14 protein-coding genes are annotated in these 17,111 nt (G+C 73.3%); 4 read left to right on the top strand and 10 right to left on the bottom strand.

Features of this window, described 5'->3' with window-relative positions; genetic code table 11:
- Positions 1 to 507: 507 nt before the first annotated feature.
- From ACFQRF_RS08055 to ACFQRF_RS08045, 3 genes are all read right to left on the bottom strand, one after another.
- Entirely contained in the window at positions 508 to 3,429 is a 2,922-nt protein-coding gene (locus ACFQRF_RS08055) for a GH92 family glycosyl hydrolase (RefSeq protein ID WP_379870128.1), read from the bottom strand.
- 103 nt (positions 3,430 to 3,532) lie between these two features.
- Positions 3,533 to 4,156, bottom strand: a complete 624-nt coding sequence (locus ACFQRF_RS08050; protein ID WP_379870126.1) for a hypothetical protein — start codon at positions 4,154 to 4,156, stop codon at positions 3,533 to 3,535.
- Positions 4,157 to 4,212: 56 nt separating this feature from the next.
- Complete coding sequence (locus ACFQRF_RS08045; RefSeq protein ID WP_379870125.1) at positions 4,213 to 4,752, bottom strand: M48 metallopeptidase family protein; 540 nt, start codon at positions 4,750 to 4,752, stop codon at positions 4,213 to 4,215.
- Positions 4,753 to 5,016: 264 nt separating this feature from the next.
- Between ACFQRF_RS08045 and ACFQRF_RS08040 the strand changes: the two genes are divergently transcribed.
- A complete protein-coding gene (locus ACFQRF_RS08040) occupies positions 5,017 to 6,342 on the top strand; it encodes an ABC1 kinase family protein (RefSeq protein WP_379870123.1) in 1,326 nt (441 codons plus the stop codon).
- Positions 6,343 to 6,469: 127 nt separating this feature from the next.
- Here ACFQRF_RS08040 and ACFQRF_RS08035 read toward each other — a convergent pair whose 3' ends face one another.
- The 5 genes from ACFQRF_RS08035 to ACFQRF_RS08015 all read right to left on the bottom strand — a co-directional run bounded on the left by ACFQRF_RS08035 (position 6,470) and on the right by ACFQRF_RS08015 (position 10,631).
- Positions 6,470 to 6,625 carry a hypothetical protein gene (locus ACFQRF_RS08035; RefSeq protein ID WP_379870121.1) on the bottom strand — a complete coding sequence of 52 codons (156 nt, stop codon included), beginning with the start codon at positions 6,623 to 6,625 and terminating at the stop codon, positions 6,470 to 6,472.
- A 59-nt stretch (positions 6,626 to 6,684) separates the two neighbouring features.
- Positions 6,685 to 6,963, bottom strand: coding sequence for a WhiB family transcriptional regulator (locus ACFQRF_RS08030; RefSeq protein WP_379870120.1), 279 nt, complete (start codon positions 6,961 to 6,963; stop codon positions 6,685 to 6,687).
- Positions 6,964 to 7,164: 201 nt separating this feature from the next.
- Positions 7,165 to 7,476, bottom strand: coding sequence for a hypothetical protein (locus tag ACFQRF_RS08025; protein ID WP_379870118.1), 312 nt, complete (start codon positions 7,474 to 7,476; stop codon positions 7,165 to 7,167).
- Between the two features lie 165 nt (positions 7,477 to 7,641).
- The gene (locus ACFQRF_RS08020; protein WP_379870117.1) at positions 7,642 to 8,526 is read right to left on the bottom strand and encodes an acyl-CoA thioesterase; all 885 of its coding nucleotides are present in this window, start codon (positions 8,524 to 8,526) and stop codon (positions 7,642 to 7,644) included.
- Positions 8,523 to 10,631 carry an ATP-dependent DNA helicase UvrD2 gene (locus ACFQRF_RS08015; RefSeq protein ID WP_379870115.1) on the bottom strand — a complete coding sequence of 703 codons (2,109 nt, stop codon included), beginning with the start codon at positions 10,629 to 10,631 and terminating at the stop codon, positions 8,523 to 8,525. The genes ACFQRF_RS08020 and ACFQRF_RS08015 overlap by 4 nt, the downstream gene beginning before the upstream one ends.
- Before the next feature lie 301 nt (positions 10,632 to 10,932).
- On the opposite strand from ACFQRF_RS08015, the gene ACFQRF_RS08010 reads away from it, so the two are divergent.
- Both ACFQRF_RS08010 and ACFQRF_RS08005 read left to right on the top strand, forming a co-directional pair.
- A complete protein-coding gene (locus tag ACFQRF_RS08010) occupies positions 10,933 to 11,193 on the top strand; it encodes a mycoredoxin (RefSeq protein ID WP_379870114.1) in 261 nt (86 codons plus the stop codon).
- Between the two features lie 60 nt (positions 11,194 to 11,253).
- Positions 11,254 to 11,751, top strand: coding sequence for an ANTAR domain-containing protein (locus ACFQRF_RS08005; protein WP_379870113.1), 498 nt, complete (start codon positions 11,254 to 11,256; stop codon positions 11,749 to 11,751).
- Positions 11,752 to 11,808: 57 nt separating this feature from the next.
- On the opposite strand, the gene nudC is transcribed toward ACFQRF_RS08005, so the two are convergent.
- Positions 11,809 to 12,774, bottom strand: a complete 966-nt coding sequence (gene nudC / locus ACFQRF_RS08000; protein WP_379870111.1) for an NAD(+) diphosphatase — start codon at positions 12,772 to 12,774, stop codon at positions 11,809 to 11,811.
- Positions 12,775 to 12,911: 137 nt separating this feature from the next.
- Positions 12,912 to 14,378, bottom strand: a complete 1,467-nt coding sequence (locus tag ACFQRF_RS07995) for a dipeptidase (RefSeq protein WP_379870425.1) — start codon at positions 14,376 to 14,378, stop codon at positions 12,912 to 12,914.
- 304 nt (positions 14,379 to 14,682) lie between these two features.
- Between ACFQRF_RS07995 and ACFQRF_RS07990 the strand changes: the two genes are divergently transcribed.
- Positions 14,683 to 17,034 (top strand): histidine kinase, encoded by a 2,352-nt coding sequence (locus ACFQRF_RS07990; RefSeq protein ID WP_379870109.1) that lies wholly within the window; start codon positions 14,683 to 14,685, stop codon positions 17,032 to 17,034.
- Positions 17,035 to 17,111: the final 77 nt, after the last annotated feature.

Raw genomic sequence — 17,111 nt, 5'->3', positions numbered from 1 at the left:
CGGGTACCGGTTCCGCTCATTGATCTGACGGTTGCGCGGGGAAGGTTCCGGCGCCCTGTCAGATACCCGGATACACATCGCGCCGGTGCCGCGATCAGCGCGCCGACGATGACGCGTTGCGCGTCCGCGACTGCCTGCACCATCTGCGGTCACCGACACGGATCCGGAGACACGGGCGATGTCCTTGGACGGCACACGCCCGCTCTACAGGGCGCCGGTGCTGTGCGAGGACGGGACCTCCGTGCCACACCGCGAGCACCGCGCCTCCGGATTCGGTGCGATCCACGGCGACATCGCCCGCCTGCCCCCCATTTGCCGTCTCCATTCCCCCCTGTGCGCACCGCGCCCGAGCCCTGCTCGTGCCTGCGGTGCGCCGCCCCGAGTGCGGCCCGGCCGGCACCCCGGGGCAGTGCACGCAGACGCCGCCCGCTTGCCAGGAGGCCACCTGCGGCGACCGCGCCCGGGGAGCGGACGGCGCGCGCTGCGCGACGGCGGACGATCGGCGGGCTACTCCGCCGTCGCCACGTCGAAGACGTGCATCATGCCCTGGTCGGTGCCCTGCGGGAGGACCACCGCGGCAACGGTCTTCCCGGGGTCGAGCGCCGCCGGCCGCGTCGCGAACACCCGGAAGGTGCCGCCACCGGTGGACCCGTCGGCGTTGTTGCGCCCCGGCACCGTGACGACCGCGGTGCTCCCTGACGGCGTCGGCGCGGCCCAGTCGGGGAACTCGACGGCCACCTCCTGGGTCGACCCGTCGGTGTACTCGACCGTGGCCGTCCCCCGCGCGGGTCCGTTGGTCGCCAGGCCGAGGAACGCGATGCTGCCGGCCGAGGCGTCGTCGAGGTCGATCCGCTGCCCGTGCGGCAGCCAGTTGTCCGGTTCGCCGGGTTCGGTGTCCGGCCAGGTGAACACGATCCCCGTGCCGTCGAGAGGCAGCTCGGCTCCCGGCGCCGCTCCGGCCTCGGCCAGGCTCTCACGGGACAGGGACCAGTCGCTGAGGTCGAGCGAGCCCAGTTCGCCGCGGCCGTCGGGAGTGGTGCCGACGTTGTTGCGCGCGTCGACGCCCTCGGTGTAGGAGGGCGGCACGTCGCCGGCCCCGGTCCCCCAGTCGCCCGGGCTCGCCGACATCTCGAAGTCCAGGGTGCCGCCGGAGCGGACGAACGCGGCGTCGATCCAGGACGCGGTCTGCGGAGTGCCGTCGACGCGCAGGCCGGTGGTGTAGCGGTTCCCGTCCGCGACCCCACGGGCGGTGATCCGGATGTCGCGGTCGCCGTCGATGGGATCGATCGTGATCCGTTCGAACATGGGCGCGCTGACGACCAGGTCACCGGTTCCGTAGATCGTCGGGAACACCCCGAGGTTGGCGAACACGTACCACGCGCTCAGTGACCCCTGGTCGTCGTTGCCGGGCAGCCCGGACGGGGAGGTGTCGTACATCTCCTCCACCGCGCGGTACAGCACGTCGGTGGTCTTCTCCGGCGCGCGCAGCCAGTTGTACACCCAGGGCGTGCTGAACGCGGGCTGGTTGGACAGGTAGTTCCCGGTCTGGGTGTAGGCACCGGCGTCCAGCTCCGCCATCAGAACGTCGAGCGCCGCCATGGACTCCTCGACGCCGCCGCGCCGCTCGATCAGCGTCGCGAGATTGTGCGGCACCAGCCAGCCGTACTGGTACCCGGTGGACTGGTTGAACTGGCCGCGCCCGGCACCGTCGTCGCGGACCCGCAGGTCGAAGTCCCGGTCGAATCCGGTGCGTTCGCGCGGGCGAATGTGCCGGGTCTCGGGGTCGAAGACGTTCAGCCAGTTCTGCGCGCGCGCCATGAAGCGGCCGTGGGCCGCCTCGTCGCCGAGGCGCCCGGCGAGCCGCGCGATCGCGAAATCGTCGATGGCGTACTCCAGGACCCGCGAGGTGGCGAAGTCTCCCTTGCGGTTCTCGATCAGCCCGGTGGCGAAGTACTGGTACCCGTCCGTCCGCGTCGTGGCCGTCGCGGGCAGCGCCTGGGTGCCGACCATGGAGGCGAGGGCGGCCGCACGGTCGTAGCCGGTCGCGCCCATGTCGTCCAGGGTGGACACGATCACCTGCAGATTGTCGCCCTGCATGCGCGCCGCTCCCGGCGCCCACGATCCCGTCTGCTCGGTGAGCAGCACGATCGACTGGTTGATGTCATTGGCGACTTCGGGGAAGGTGAGCGCGATGAGCTGCGCCTGGCTGCGGTACATGTCCCACCCGGAGCCGGCGAAGTTGCGGTAGAAGTGCCGGCCCGTCTCGACGGTGTGCACCTCGCCGTCGTAGCCGAGATACTCGCCGTTGACGTCGTCGCGGACGTTGGGGTGCAGCAGCGCGTGGTAGAGGGCGGTGTAGAACTTGGTGCGCTGCTCCGCGGTCCCACCGGCGACGTCGATCGTGCCGAGCGCTTCCGTCCAGGCGCGGCGTGCCTGGGCGCGCACGTGGCCGAACCCCGCCTCGCCGACCTCGGTCTCGCGGTTCTCCGCGGCGTTCTCCACGCTCACGAAGCTGAGGCCGGTCCGCGCGGTCACCCGGGCGCCATCGGGGAAGGTGAGCCAGGCTCCGGTGTCGTGGCGGAAGTCGGCTCCGAGGTCGTCGGTGCTCTTCTCGGCGTGCGTCGCGCCGGGGGTCAGCTCGCCGTCCTTCCAGACGCCGTACGACGCGAAGTCCTGGTCGTAGGTGGTGGAGAAGTACGCCCGGTAGTTGTTGCCGTTGTCGCAGATGTCGACGCCGTGCATCCACCCGCTCACCGTGCGGGTCTCCGGGTCGATCGTCACCTCGCTGCCGAAGACCCGGTTGTTCGGCCCCGACACGTCCAGGATCAGCGTGGAGTCGCCGCTCCTGGGGAAGTCGAAGCGGCTCACGGCCGCGCGTTCACTCGCGGTGAGCTCGACATCGACGCCGTTCTCCAGCGCGACCGAGTAGTAGCCGGGCTCGGCCACCTCGTCGGCGTGGTCGAAGCCCAGGTAGTAGTCCCTGATGTCGGTGGACGGGTCGGCCGGCAGGGCACCGTCCCGCAACTCGCCCGCGAACGGGATCACCGGGAACTCGTACCCGCCGTAGCGTCCCGTGCAGCCCGATCCGGAGTAGCGCGTCATGCCGAACCCGCGGATGAGGTCGGCCGTGTACTCGTATCCGCCCTTCTCACCGACCAGCGGGTCGCCCGGCCGGTACGTGGTCGGGCTGGACTGCACCATCCCGAACGGCATCGCCGCGCCCGGGAAGGTGTTGCCGTAGGCGTCGTTGCTCTTGTTCTGCGTGGTGTCCATCTCCGTGCCGATGAACTGGTCGACGGCCGCAAAGGGGGTGAGGTGCGCGGCCTCGGCGGACGGGGCGGCGGCCACCGCCGTCGGCAACGGGACGACCAGGGCGCAGGCCAGGACCAGGGTTCGGCGCCATGCGCGCGCGGGGCTCCACGGGGGCATGCGTGCTCCCTTCGCCGGGGGATGCGGGGGGTGCCAGTGTGGCCGGTCCGGGCGATGGGCGTGCGACGGTCAGTGGTCGCGCGGGTCAACGCCGGGTGGCGCGTCACCCGGCGGTGAGCACCGCGCGGGTGGACTCCCACCCCTCCAGGCCCGGGTCGAGACGGTGGATGTCGGCGGGGGCGCGCAGTCGGTGCCAGCCGGGGACGGTCGCCAGCGCGCGGCGGTGCGGGCGGGCCGCACGCAGGGTGGTCAGGGCCGCCGGATCGTCGAGGGAGATTCGCCCCAGCCAGGCGGGCGCGGGCAGCCGTGCGGCGAGCGCGACGAGGGTGCCGTCCTCGGCGGGACAGCCGGCGACCTCGGCCGTGCCGAGTGCACGGAACAGCTTGCCGACCAGCAGCGGCGGCAGGTCGGGGGCGTCGGCGGCCACCAGGACCGCCTGCCCCGGCTCCGGGCCGGTGAGGGCGTCCAGGGCGCGGCGCACCGGTCCGGGCCCGTGCACCGCCAGCACCGGTGTGCCCGGCCAGGTGAGGGCGGCGGCCTGTTCGGCGAGAGCGGCGGGCGGCCCCTCCTCGGCCCACACGACGATGGCGGGGTCGCACTGCGCGAGGCCCGCGACGACCTCGTAGGTGTCCTCCGTCACCGCCGCGGCGAAGCGCCGCGCGTCCACACCCGGCGGCGGCGCCGATCCGGTCCGGGGGGTGAGGAGCACGGCGGCGATACGCTGCACGGGGGACTTTCCTTCCGGTCGCTCAACACGGGGACGCGGGGGGCGCCGGCGCGGGTTCAGTAGGCGTCGGACAGATCGATGCCGCCGCCCGGGGCCAGCCGGGGGGCGGCGCTGACGCCCTCCAGGTAGCCGCGGGCGCGCTCGGCCTTGGGGTAGCGCTGCACGAGTTGCCAGAAGTCGCGGCCGTGGCCGGGCACCACCAGGTGGACCAGTTCGTGAATGAGCACGTAGTCGACCACCCACCCGGGCATCCCGGACAGCCTGCGGGAGAGCCGGATCGACCGGTCGGCGGGGGTGCACGACCCCCATCGGGCGTTCTGGTTGTCGACCCACCGCACGCTCGCCGGCCGCACCATGTCGCCGAGATAGCGCTCGGCGAGCTCGGTCGCGCGGGCCTGCAGCGCGTCGTCGCTGGGCCGGCGCCGTTCCTCGCGCGCGGCCAGCCGCTGCAGCATGCGATCCACCCAGCGCTGCTCCTCGGCGCGGGAGAAGCTGGCCGGTACGAGCACAACGGTCTTCTCCCCGTCTCGATAGGCCGACACGGTTCGCCGACGACGGGAACTCCGGCGCACCTCGACTTCTGTGTTGGGAGGCACAAATTCACGGTAGCTCAGACTTGATATACGCCACAGGGGCCGGACACGGCCGTCCCCCGCCCGCGTCTCCGCCGCGGCGGCCACGTCCCCTGTCCGGGCGGGCGTCTCGCCGCGGTCGTCCGCCGTGCTGGTGGCCCGTGGCGGCGCCCCCGGGGTGGCCGCGGCCGGCCGCGCCCCGCCACGCCGAGAGCGAGATCACGATTTGATCGCGACGATGGGCCGGGGCGCTCTTCCACCCCGGCGCTCGATGGTGACAATGAGACGGTGACCGATCTGCCCCGACGCGCGTTCACGCGCACCGCGAGGCTGGCGTCCCTTCCTCTGGGGTACGCCGGCCGGACCACCATCGGCCTCGGCCGACGGATCGGCGGACGCTCGGCCGACGAGGTCAGCGAGGATGTCCACCGCCGCACGGCCGAGCACGTGTTCGAGGTACTCGGCGACCTCAAGGGCGGCGCGATGAAGCTCGGCCAGGCTCTGTCGATCTTCGAGGCCGCCCTGCCGGACGAACTCGCCGAGCCCTACCGCGCCACGCTGACCCGGCTGCAGGAGGCCGCCCCGGCGATGCCGCCGGACACCGTCCAGGAGGTGCTGCGCGACAGCCTCGGTCCGGACTGGCGGCGGCTCTTCCGGTTTTTCCCCGACGAACCCGCGGCCGCCGCGTCGATCGGTCAGGTGCACCGCGCCGTCTGGCACGACGGGCGCGAGGTCGCGGTCAAGGTGCAGTATCCCGGAGCACACCGGGCCCTGCTCAGCGACTTCCACCAGTTGGCGCGGATCAGCCGGATGCTCACGCTGATCATGCCCGGGTTGGAGGTCCGGCCGCTGCTCGCCGAACTCAAGGACCGCATCGTCGAGGAGGTCGACTACGGGCTGGAGGCCGACGCCCAGACCGGGTTCGCCGACGCCTACGCCGGCGACCCGGACATCGCCGTCCCCGAGGTGCTGGCCGGGTGCGACCGGGTGCTGGTCACGGAGTGGCTGACCGGGCGTCCGCTTTCGGCCGTGATCGCCGACGGCGACCGGCGGGAGCGCGACCACGCGGGGCTGCTGTACACCCGTTTCCTGTTCTCCGGCCCCGAGCGGGCCGGGCTGCTGCACGCCGATCCGCATCCCGGGAACTTCCGGTTGCTCCCGGACGGGCGGCTCGCCGTGCTGGACTTCGGCGCGGTGAACCGGCTGCCGGACGGGCTCCCGCCCGCGTTCGGACGGCTGGTCAGCATCGGACTGCGCGGTGACGCGGCGACCGTGGTGCGCGGGCTGGTCGACGAAGGGTTCCTGTCGGCGGACTCCCGGGTGGAGCCGGAGGCGGTACTGGAATTCCTGATGCCCAGCGCGGAGCCGGCGCGCAACGAGCGGTTCGCGTTCAGCCGCGACTGGCTGCGGAGCGAGGCGCGGCGGCTCACCCGGCGCCAGCCCGACAGCGTGCTGCGCGAGCTCAACCTGCCGCCGTCCTATCTGCTGATCCACCGCGTGGTGATGGCGGCGACCGGGGTGCTGTGCCAACTGGAGGCGGAGGTGCCGGTCCGTGCCGAGCTGGAGCGGTGGGTACCGGGTTTCCGTGAGGGGCCCGTGGTCGAGCGTCCGTAGCCGCCGAGCGCGACGACGAGCGGCGTCCGGCCCCGCGCTCAAGCGGGCCCGGCCGGCGGTGGCGCCGGCCGGGCCGGATGCGGTGGAGGTGAGGGGCGTGGCCGGGTGGACCGGCCGCGCCCCTCCGTCAACACAGGCGTGCGTACCGCGCTTCCGTGAGCGCCCGTTCCGCACGGCGACGCTCCCGCAGCTGGGCGCGGAGCAGTCGTGCGTTGAGCCGCTGACGCTGTTCACGCTTGAGGTCGACGGTCTTCTGAAGTTGGACGAGTTCGTGGAGCAGCATGGTGGTCTCCTGTTGCGACGTGGGTGAAGTGGTGAATCGGGGCCGAGCGTCCCGGCGGGTCAGGCCGCGACCGGCTGGGCGTCCTTGCGCGGACGGCCGCGCGGGCGCTTGCGGGCGACGACCTGGCCGGCCACGAGCAGCTGGCCGCCCCAGACGCCCCACGGCTCGCGCCGTTCCAGAGCGTCGGCCAGGCACTGCTCACGGACCGGGCAGTCCGCGCAGACCGCCTTGGCGGCCTCGACGTCGGCCGGGGCCTCGGCGAAGAAGAGGTCCGGCTCCAGCCGGCAGGGCACCTCTACCTCTCCGAGCCACGGGGTTTCCAGGACCGACGCAAGCATCGGTGTCCTCCCTGTCGTTTGCGTTCAACGCGGTAGGCGACATTCCAGCCGGGAGTTCACCCGGCGATGGGGCCTTGACCGGCGCTGGCGTGCGGAGCGTCCGCGTCCACGGGTGGACGGGAAAAGCTCCGATGACAGCAGAATGGCCGCGGCCCCTGTGTGGGGATCCGCGGCCACGGGAGGACGAGCCGGCCTTGACGGCTAAGCCGGTGAACTCCGTGGACACTTCCCCACTGCGCCCAGCGGGCGCGGGGTTCCTGCGAGGTCGGATTCGGTGCGGAGACGCTGGGATTGGCGCTTGCCGGTGAGCAGCACGCTGATGGGCTGCGCTCCGCCGGCCGACAGGGCCGAGCCCTCGCGACCGCCGCTGCGCCGCGGCTCGCTATCGACGCCGATGCCGACACCGCCGCGCCAGATGGACGCGAAGGCGGTGTCAGAGGACGCGCCAGTGCCGTGATCGGCGCCCCGGACGGTCGGGAACGACTCGACGACCTCATAGTTCAGGCTCAGCATTGGACGGGGCACCTCCTCACATGTGAAGTCGCGTGATCCTCTCACGCGACTGGCGCGAACGTGATGGCGTAAAGACTAGATGGATTTCCGGAAACCCGGCAACCTATTTTTGACCTGCGGTTTCGCCCGGATCCGGCCGTGGGTCACGGCGATGCGCCGACTCGGTCAGGCGGACTCGCCGCGGTCGGCGACCAGCCGGATCAGCCCCTCCTGCACCACCGAGCACACCAGGTCACCGCCGCGGGTGTACACCAGACCGCGGGCCAGCCCGCGCGCCCCCGCCGCGGTGGGGGTCTCCTGGGCGTACAGCAGCCAGTCGTCCGCGCGGAACGGGCGGTGGAACCACATGGCGTGGTCGAGGCTGGCCATGGCGATGCCGGAGAAGGAGCGTCCGTGCGCGAGCAGCACGGTGTCGAGCAGCGACAGGTCCGAAGCGTAGGTCATCAGGCAGACGTGCAGCAGCGGGTCGTCGGGCAGGGTCTCGCCGACCCGTAGCCAGATGAGGTTGCGGGTGGTGCGCAGGCTGGGGTCGTGCTCGGCCTCGATGGACAGCGGCCCCACGGGGCGCATGTCGATGGGGTGCCAGCTGGCGGAGCGCGGCACTCTCCCGACGAGGTCATAGAGGCGATCGCGCATGGTGGGCAGCTCGTCGGGGGCGGGAACGTCGGGCATCGCAGCCTGGTGCTCCAGGCCCGGTTCGACGTGGTGGAAGGACGCCGAGAGGGTGAAGATGGCCTTGCCGTGCTGGATGCCGGTCACCCGCCGGGTCGTGAAGGAACGGCCGTCGCGGACCCGGTCGACCTCGTAGACGATCGGCACCGCGGGGTCGCCGGGCCGGATGAAGTAGGCGTGCAGCGAGTGCACGTGCCGGTCGGAGGGGACGGTCCGGCCGGCGGCCACCAGCGCCTGCCCGGCCACCTGGCCGCCGAAGATCCGCTGCGGGCCGACGTCGGGGCTGCGGCCACGGAAGATGTTGACCTCGATGGGTTCGAGGTCGAGGATGCCGAGTAAGTCGTCCAGCGTCTGCCCGCCGTGCTCGTCCCTGGTCATCGCGGTTCCTCCTCTCCGCCGTCCGGCGCCCCACCGGCCGCCGCGCCGCCATCCGGCTCCCGTCCCGCGCACAGCGCGAGCACGGCGTCGCCGTATCGTTCCAGTTTCACGGCACCCACTCCGGATATGCGGGACAGCTCCGCCGCACTGGTGGGCACGTGTTCGGCGACGGCCTGCAGCGTGGCGTCGGTGAAGACGACGTAGGCGGGCACCTGCTGCTCGGAGGCGGTCTCGCGCCGCCACGCCTTCAGGCGCTCCAGCAGCTCCTCGTCGTAGTCGGCCGGGCAGTCCACGCAGCGGCCGATCTTGCGCTCGGCGGCGTCGGTGAGCGTGGCCGAGCAGATCCGGCACTGCACGGTGCGGGCCTGGCGGCGCCGCTCGGCCCGCTGGCCGGCCAGCGACGGCGACGCCGGGCGCAGTCCGTCCAGGAACCGCGACGGCTTGCGGCTCCGCCGGCCGCCCGGCGCGCGCGCGAGCGCCCATGACATGGCGAGGTGCTCGCGGGCGCGGGTGACTCCGACATAGAACAGCCGGCGCTCCTCTTCGACCGCGTCGTCGGTCTCGGCGTAGACGATGGGCAGCATGCCCTCGGTGAGGCCGACCAGGAACACCGCGTCCCATTCCAGGCCCTTGGCGGCGTGCAGCGACGCCAGGGTGACGCCCTCCAGCTCGGGGGCGTGCTCGGTGGCCACGCGGGCGTCGAGCTCGCCGACGAAGTCGGCCATGGTCGCGCCGGGGTGGGCCGCGGCGACGTCCTCGGCCAGCTGGGCGAGGGCCGCGAGCGACTCCCAGCGTTCGCGGGCCTGGCGCCCCTCGGGCGGGCTCTCGGTGAGACCGAGCGGTACCAGGATGTGCCGGACCGTGGCGACCAGCGGGTCGCCGTCGGCGCCGTTGCGGGCGCCGCGCAGCGTGTGCACCGCCTGCCGGATCTCCGGGCGGTCGAAGAACCGGGTGGCGCCGCGCACCGTGAAGGGGACCCCGGCGTCGGACAGCGCCTGTTCGTAGGTGGCCGACTGGGAGTTGGTGCGGAACAGCACGGCGATCTCGCGGGCGGCGGTGCCGGACTCGATGAGCGCGGCGATCTTGCGGGCCACCGACGTGGCCTCGGCCGGCTCGTCGTCGTACTCGGTGTAAGTGGGGTCGGGGCCGTCGGGGCGCTGGGCGACGAGTTCGAGGCGCTGCTGGGCGGCGGGCCCGCGGGCGTGCCGGAGCGCGGCGTTGGCGACCCGCACGACCTGCGGGGTGGAGCGGTAGTCGCGGACCAGCCGCACGACGGTGGCGTGCGGGTAGGCGGCCGGGAACCCGGTCAGGTAGCCGGGGGTGGCACCGGCGAACGAGTAGATGGTCTGGCTGGGATCGCCGACGACGCAGACGTCGTCGCGATCGCCCAGCCACGCGTCGAGCAGCAGCTTCTGCAGCGGGTTGACGTCCTGGTACTCGTCGACGACGAAGTAGCGGTACTGGTCGCGGACCCGTGCGGCGATCTTCGGCGATTCGGTGATGACGGCGGCGGTGAGTTCCAGCATCGACTCGAAGTCGAGCAGGTTGCGCTCGCGGCGCAGCTCCTCGTAGGCGTCGTAGGCGCGGGCGACGTCGCGCGCGGCGATGGGCGCGGTGCGGCCGGCCTTGACCACCGCGGACTCGTAGTCGGCGGGGCGGACCTGGGTGACCTTGGCCCACTCGATCTCGCTCGCGAGGTCGCGCAGGCCGGTGCGGTCGAGCTGCAGCCCGCACGCGTGCGCGGCGTGCGCGACCACCTGGACCTTGCGGTCGATCAGCGTGGGGGTGGGACCGCCGACGGCCTCGGGCCAGAAGTAGGAGAGCTGGCGCAGCGCGGCGGCGTGGAAGGTGCGGGCCTGCACCCGCGGTGCGCCGAGGGCGCGCAGCCGTCCGCGCATCTCACCTGCGGCGCGGACGGTGAAGGTCACCGCGAGGACCTGCTGTTCGGCGACGACGCCGCTGGCCACCGCGTAGGCGATACGGTGGGTGATGGCGCGGGTCTTGCCGGTGCCCGCACCGGCGAGGATGCACACCGGTCCGCGCACCGCGCGCGCCGCCGCCAGCTGCTCGGGGTCGAGCCCCGCCAGCACGCCGTCAGGATCCATGTGGCCGCGTCTCCAATCCGCCAGTGGTCCGGCATGGCGACCGGTGTCCGTGCCGCACCGTGGGTCGCGCCGGTCGCGTCCGTCCGACCAGTCTCTCAAGTATCGGCCAGCGGCCGGGCGGGACCTCGGACCGGATTTCGCGCCTGTGGACGGTCGTTACCCCGGCGACGCCGGAATGCGGGAACCTGGGTGGGCCGACCTGCGTCTCACCTGCCAACCTCGACCGCGTTCGGGAAGCTCGGCACGGTTTCTGACGTTGCTCTAGGCGGTGAATGTCCACTCGGCCAGAAGGAGACGCCCCATGACCACCCCCGCGACCGCGCAGATCACCATGTACACCACACCGTGGTGCGGTTTCTGCCGGCGGTTGAAGAGCCAGCTGGGGCGCGAGGGCATCGCGGTCAACGAGATCGACATCGAGCAGGATCCGGCAGCGGCCGAGTACGTGATGCAGGTCAACGGGGGCGACCAGACGGTACCGACCGTCGTTTTCGCGGACGGCACCGCACTGACCAACCCTTCGCTGTCACAGGTCAAGGAGAAACTCGGGCAGCAGTCGTAGTCGTGGCCGCCGTCCGGCGGCGGCCGGACGGCGGGCCCGCTTCGGCTACGGGGAAGTGAAATGGGGGATGACGTGACGCCTGACAGTACGGTTCTCGGTGACGACCAGTCCAAGGTCGGCCTCATCCGGCGGACCTCGGACGGATGGCGCGTGCAGTCCGGCGAGGAACTGCCCGACCTGCTCAACGCCATGGTGCTCGCGGACCTGCTGGCCGCCGAGGAGACGCCGGCCGAGTCCGGTGTGTCCGCTCCCCCCCGCGCCGAGGACGATGCCAGCGAGATCGAGCGGCTGCGCATCACGGTGTCGCAGCTGGAGCACGCCCTGCACACCCGGGTGGTCGTCGAGCAGGCCATCGGGGTGCTCTCGGAGCGGTACCGGCTGACGCCGCGCAAGGCGTTCGAGCGGCTGCGCCACGCGGCCCGTTCCCGCGGCCGAAGAGTCGCCGACCTCGCCCGCGAGGTCACCACGAGTTCCCACAACCCCTTGACCCCGCTGCCACGCGAACTGGCGCGCGAGGGTGCCGCGGCGCAGGCGGGTCCGGCGCGCCGCAAGCCGTGACACCTGGCCGGGGCCGCCGGGGGCGGTCCGGCCGGCCCGGTCCCGCCCGGCGGCCCGTCAGTCGCCCGGCAACCCGGCGCCGTACCAGTGCTCGATGAGCTTGCGGGCGATCGAGACCGAACCCGGCAGCAGCACCTCGCCGCTCTCGACGGCGGCGGCCAGTTCCCCACGGGACAGCCAGCGCACATCGCCGATCTCGTCGTGGTCGGTGCGCCGCGCCTCGCCGACGGCCCGCGCCCGGTAGCCGAGCATCAGGCTGCGCGGGAACGGCCAGGGCTGGGAGCCCAGGTACTCGGGGTCGGCCACCGCGACGCCGACCTCTTCGGCCACCTCGCGCACCACCGCCTGCTCCAGCGACTCGCCCGGCTCCACGAACCCGGCGAGGACGGAGTACCGGTTCTCCGGCCACCGCGGGTTGTGGGCGAGCAGGCACTGCTCGACGCCGTCGACCTCCCGGTACACGAGCATGATCACGGCCGGGTCCATGCGCGGAAAGTTCTCGTTCCCCTCGCGCTCGCACACCCGGACGTGCCCGGCGGCGGAGCTGCGCGTGGCCGAGCCGCAGCGCGGGCAGTACAGGTGGGTGACGTGCCAGTTGGCCAGCGCCACGGCGTGCGTGAGCAGGCCCGCGTCCCGGTCGCCCAGGACCGCGCCGACGTCGCGGAGCGAGGCGGCGACGGCTCCGTCGGCTTCGGCGAGCTCCGTGCCGGGCTTGGCGCGCACCGCGAAGTACGCCCGCCCCTCCTCGTCCTCGCCGAGGAGATAGCGGTCGCCGTCGGGCGCCTCGGCCGGGCTGACGAGCACGAGCCGGACGCCGTCGAGGTCGTGCCGGACGAGGGTCCGGGACTGGCGTGCCATCAGCCCCTGCCAGCCGTACTCTCCCGGGTCACCGCCCTCCAGGACGAGAACCCGGGTCGCCGGGTCCGCCCAGGCGGACGCCAGCCACACGTCGTCGGCGCGGCGGTGGGCGGCCACATCGACGGCGCTGCGGGACAGGGCGGGGGTGAGGTGGGTGTCAGGCATCGTGCTTTCCGGTGGTCCGAAGACAGGCGGGGCGAAGGGTCATCCGGTGGTCGTCCGACCGTGCGGTGGCGGGGACGTCCGGCACCGTCGGCGGGGATGACCGGCGGTGCCGGGCGGGCGCCCGGCACCGGGCGAGGTCACGGGGCCGTGCCGGCGCCGCGCCGCAGCACGGCGGCCAGCTCCGTCCACAGGTAGGCGACGCTCTCGGCGCCCTTGAGCAGCAGCGCAACGTCGACCTTCTCGTTCGGCGAGTGGATCCGGTCCTCGTCCAGGCCGACCGCGACGAACACCAGGGGCGCGCCGAGGACGTCGGCGATCTCGGCCTCGGGCCCGCTGCCGCCCTCACGCGTGAACAGCACCTCGGTGCCGAAGGCCCGCCGCATGGCGCTCCGGGCCGCGCGCACCGCGGGAGATCCGAGGTCGGAGGCGCACGGGCGCACGCCCGGCCCGGCGAAGGTAACGGTGGCCCGCAGGCCGGGCGGCGTCGCGGCGGCGACGTAGCGCCGCACGAGCTCCTGGATCCGCGCCGGCTCCTGGTCGGGGACCAGCCGGAAGCTCACCTTGGCGTGCGCGGACCGGGGCACGATGGTCTTGGTCCCGGCGCCGGTGTGGCCGCTCCACATGCCGTTGACCTCGGCGGTCGGGCGGACCCAGACGCGTTCCAGCGTGGTGTGACCGGCCTCACCGGCCGCCGCCGTGCTGCGGGCGGTGCGCAACCAGGCGGCCTCGTCGAACGGCAGCTTGGCGATGAGGTCGCGCTCCTCGGGTGTGATCTCGACCACGTCGTCGTAGAACCCCGGGACGGCGATCCGCCCGTCGGCGTCGTGCAGTCCGGCGAGCAGTGCGGCCAGGGCGTGCGCCGGGTTGGGCACCGCGCCGCCGAAAGAGCCGCTGTGCAGGTCGGCGTCGGGGCCGTACACGTCGATCTGGCAGTCGGTGAGGCCGCGCATCCCCACGCACATCGAGGGGGTGTCGGCGCTCCACATCGTGGTGTCGGAGATGACCGCGACGTCGCAGGCCAGCCGGTCGCGGTGCGCCCGCAGCAGGGCGCCGAAGTGCGGGGAGCCGGACTCCTCCTCGCCCTCGATGAGCAGCCGCAGGGTGACCGGCGGCGCCGTCGCGCCCGAGGCGGCGAGGCCGGCGCGGACGCCCAGCGTGTGGAAGAGCACCTGGCCCTTGTCGTCGGAGGCGCCACGGCCGAGGATCCGCCCGTCGCGTTCGACGGGGGTGAACGGGTGGGTCTCCCACAGTTCCACGGGGTCGGCCGGCTGGACGTCGTGGTGCCCGTAGACGAGCACCACCAGGGCGTCGGGGTCGGCGGCCGGCCATTCGGCGAAGACGGCGGGGGCGCCGCCCGCCTGCGTGGCCGGGAACGCACCATCCTTCTGCGTGGCCGGGAACGTATCGCCGGTCGGCCAGATCTCGACCGTGGGGAACCCGGTCGCCCTGAGGTGTGCCGCGAGCCACTCCGCCGACCGCCGGACGTCGTCGGCGCGCGCCGGATCCGCCGAGATGGACGGAATGGCCAGCCACTCCTTGAGGGCGGCGACGAACTCGCCACGGTGCCGTTCGATGTAGGCGCGCACGTCCTCCGTCAAGGGAATGGCTCCTCGTCTCGTCGTTCATCCGGTGGTGGGATCGCCGAGGTCTGTGTACAGCGGTCCGCCCCCAATGCGCAACGCTGTCGAGGCCGGACGTCATCCCGGGGACGGTGGAATGACGTTCCGGTGTCGATCCGCCGGGGTGCGCGCTCCCGGGGAGTGCGGCGCGCCCTCCGACGGCACCCCCTACTCCCGGGCTACCCCGGCTCGCCCTGTGGAGGGACGGCCGGCCGCCCACCGCCCCGCCTAGTGTGAGCATGTCAGGCGGTCGCCGAAGGGCCGCGAGTCGGCCGGACGGATCGGCGGGATGGGCGAGGATCAGCGGACAGCGGACACGACCGGCGGTGCGGCCAACGACGCCCACACCGTCAGCGGACTGGTGCGGCGCGCGCTGCGCGACGCCGTCCGGACGGCCGCCGCCGAGCTGCCCCGGTTCACCCTCCCCACCGTGACCAGCCCGCGGGCGGTGCTCGGCGGCATCTGCGCGGGCTTCGCGGACCGCCGCGGCTGGCCGCTGCTGCTCGTGCGGCTGATGTGCGTCGTTCTCCTGCTGCCGGCGCTCGCCTACCCCGTGGTCTGGCTGGTCCGCATCGGCCAGCGTCCGGAGGCGCACGGCCGCGACCGCGCCAACCGGCAGCTCTTCCTGGCGCTGGTCGCGGCCGCCGTCACCGCCGCCGACACCGCCCAGCTGGGCGACGCGGGCCTTCCCACCACGCTGGCGGCCGTCGCCGGCCTGCTGCTCGGGCTGCCGGTCATCCTGGTGGGCCGGAGTCCGCTGGTGGCCTGGCGGTGGCTGACCGCGGCGTTGCCCGCCGTGCTGTTCGTGATGCGGGCGCTACCGGGCGTCTTCGTGGAGCCTCCCCTTGCCACGATCGCCTGCTACCTGCCCCTCCTCTTCCTCGTGGGCACGCAGTATCCCCGGCACGTGGTGGCCGGGGTCGGCGGCTGTACCGCGGCCATGGCGATCGTCTCGTGGAGCACCACGGACGGCGAGGCGGCGGCCGTGGTGTGGAGCATCGTGCTGGCCGCCGTTCTGCTGATCGCGGGCGACAACGTCCGGGTACGGCGCGAGGCGCCCACGACTTCGGGCCACGCCCCCGGCGACACCCGACCGGAACGCCGGCGAGCGTCGATCCCCGTGTGGGACGGCGTCCTGGACGCGCTGTGGCGGGCGCCCACGGAACGGCCCGGCGGCCCGTTCCGCCTCCCCGAGCACCCGCGCCGCCCGGTCGAGGGGCGGCTCGTGGCGGGAGTGTGCCGGGCACTCGCCGGCGGGTCGCCGTGGCGGACGGTCGCGCTGCGGGTGCTCTTCTCGGCCGGCTGCCTGCTGGGGCTGACCGGAGGCGTGCTGTATCTGCTGCTGTGGCTCGTCCTGCCGGACGAATCGGCGAAGCCCGGAGCGGAGCGGGACGGCGCCGACACGGAAGGCGGGGAGCCCGGCCGCGCGTCCGGGCCGGCGTCCACCCGGGAGTACCTCGCGTGGCTCCTGCTGTTCCTGACCGGCGCCGCCGTGACCTCGCTGACGACCGTGCAGATCGTGAGCTTCTTCAGCCTCGACGTGCCCATCGCGGTGGTGCTGGGGCTCGCCATGGGGCTCCCGCTGGCCCTCGTCGCCCGCTCGCCGCTGCTCACGTGGCGGTTCATGGCCGTCGGCCTGTTCGCGTTGCTGCTCGTGGCGGGCGTCGCGGGAACGCCGACACCCGCAACGGTCCCGGGCGGCACCTCGCCGAGCGTGCTGTGGCCGTGGCCCGTCGCCGTGCTGCTGGCGCTGCCGGTGGTGCTCTACCTGGTGGCGATCAGCTACCCGAGACGGATCGCCGTCGGGGTCGGCGCGGTGACCGTGCTCTTCGACGTTCTCGCGGCGAGCTTGCTGGCCGGCACGCCGCTGCTGCAGTCGCTGTGGGTGGCGGCCGTCGCGGTCGCGGTGCTCGCCTACGGCCGCAACGTGCGGGCCCGCCGCACGGCGCAGCGCGAACTCGCGCAGGAGAGCGCCCTGCGCCGCCAGGACCGCGCCCGCCAGGCCGTGCTGGAGGAGCGCTCGCGCATCGCGCGGGAGCTGCACGACGTGGTGTCGCACCACATGTCGCTCATCGCCATCCAGGCCGAGGCCGCCCCCTACAAGTACCCCGGTCTCTCCCCCGAGACGACCGCGACGTTCCACACCATCCGCGACACCGCCCGCGACGCGCTCACCGAGATGCGGCGCGTGGTGGGTCTGCTGCGCGCGGAGGGGGAGGACGCCGAGCGCGCTCCGCAGCCGGGCCTCGACCGGCTCCCCGATCTCGTGTCGGGGGCCCGGCAGGCCGGGATGCGGGTGACCGTCGACGTCACCGTCCCTCCGGACGACCTGCCGAGCGCGGTCGGCCTGTCGGTGTACCGGATCGTGCAGGAGTCGCTGAGCAACGCCGGGCGGTACGCTCCCGGCGCCGACGTGCACGTCGAGGTCGCCCACACGGACCGCCTGCTCGTCGTACGGGTGCGCAACTCCGGTGCCGAGGAATCCGGCGGCGTCCCCGGCCTCGACTCCGGTGGTCACGGCCTGGTGGGCATGCGGGAACGCGTCGCCATGCTCGGCGGCACGCTCCGCGCCGGGCCGCTGCCCGAAGGCGGCTTCGAGGTGCGGGCCGAACTCCCCCTCGCCGACCCGTCCACGGATTAGCGGCGTCCCGAACGGGCGCGGCGGTCGGCCCGCCTCCTGCGGAGCGGTCCGACGGCGCCCGGATCGTCCCACCGGGC

Origin of the sequence: Marinactinospora rubrisoli (genome assembly GCF_042664915.1) — a bacterium.
Lineage (GTDB): Bacteria > Actinomycetota > Actinomycetes > Streptosporangiales > Streptosporangiaceae > Marinitenerispora > Marinitenerispora rubrisoli.
The sequence above is the reverse complement of the archived record's forward strand: the minus strand, read 5'-3'. Positions and strand labels throughout refer to the sequence as shown.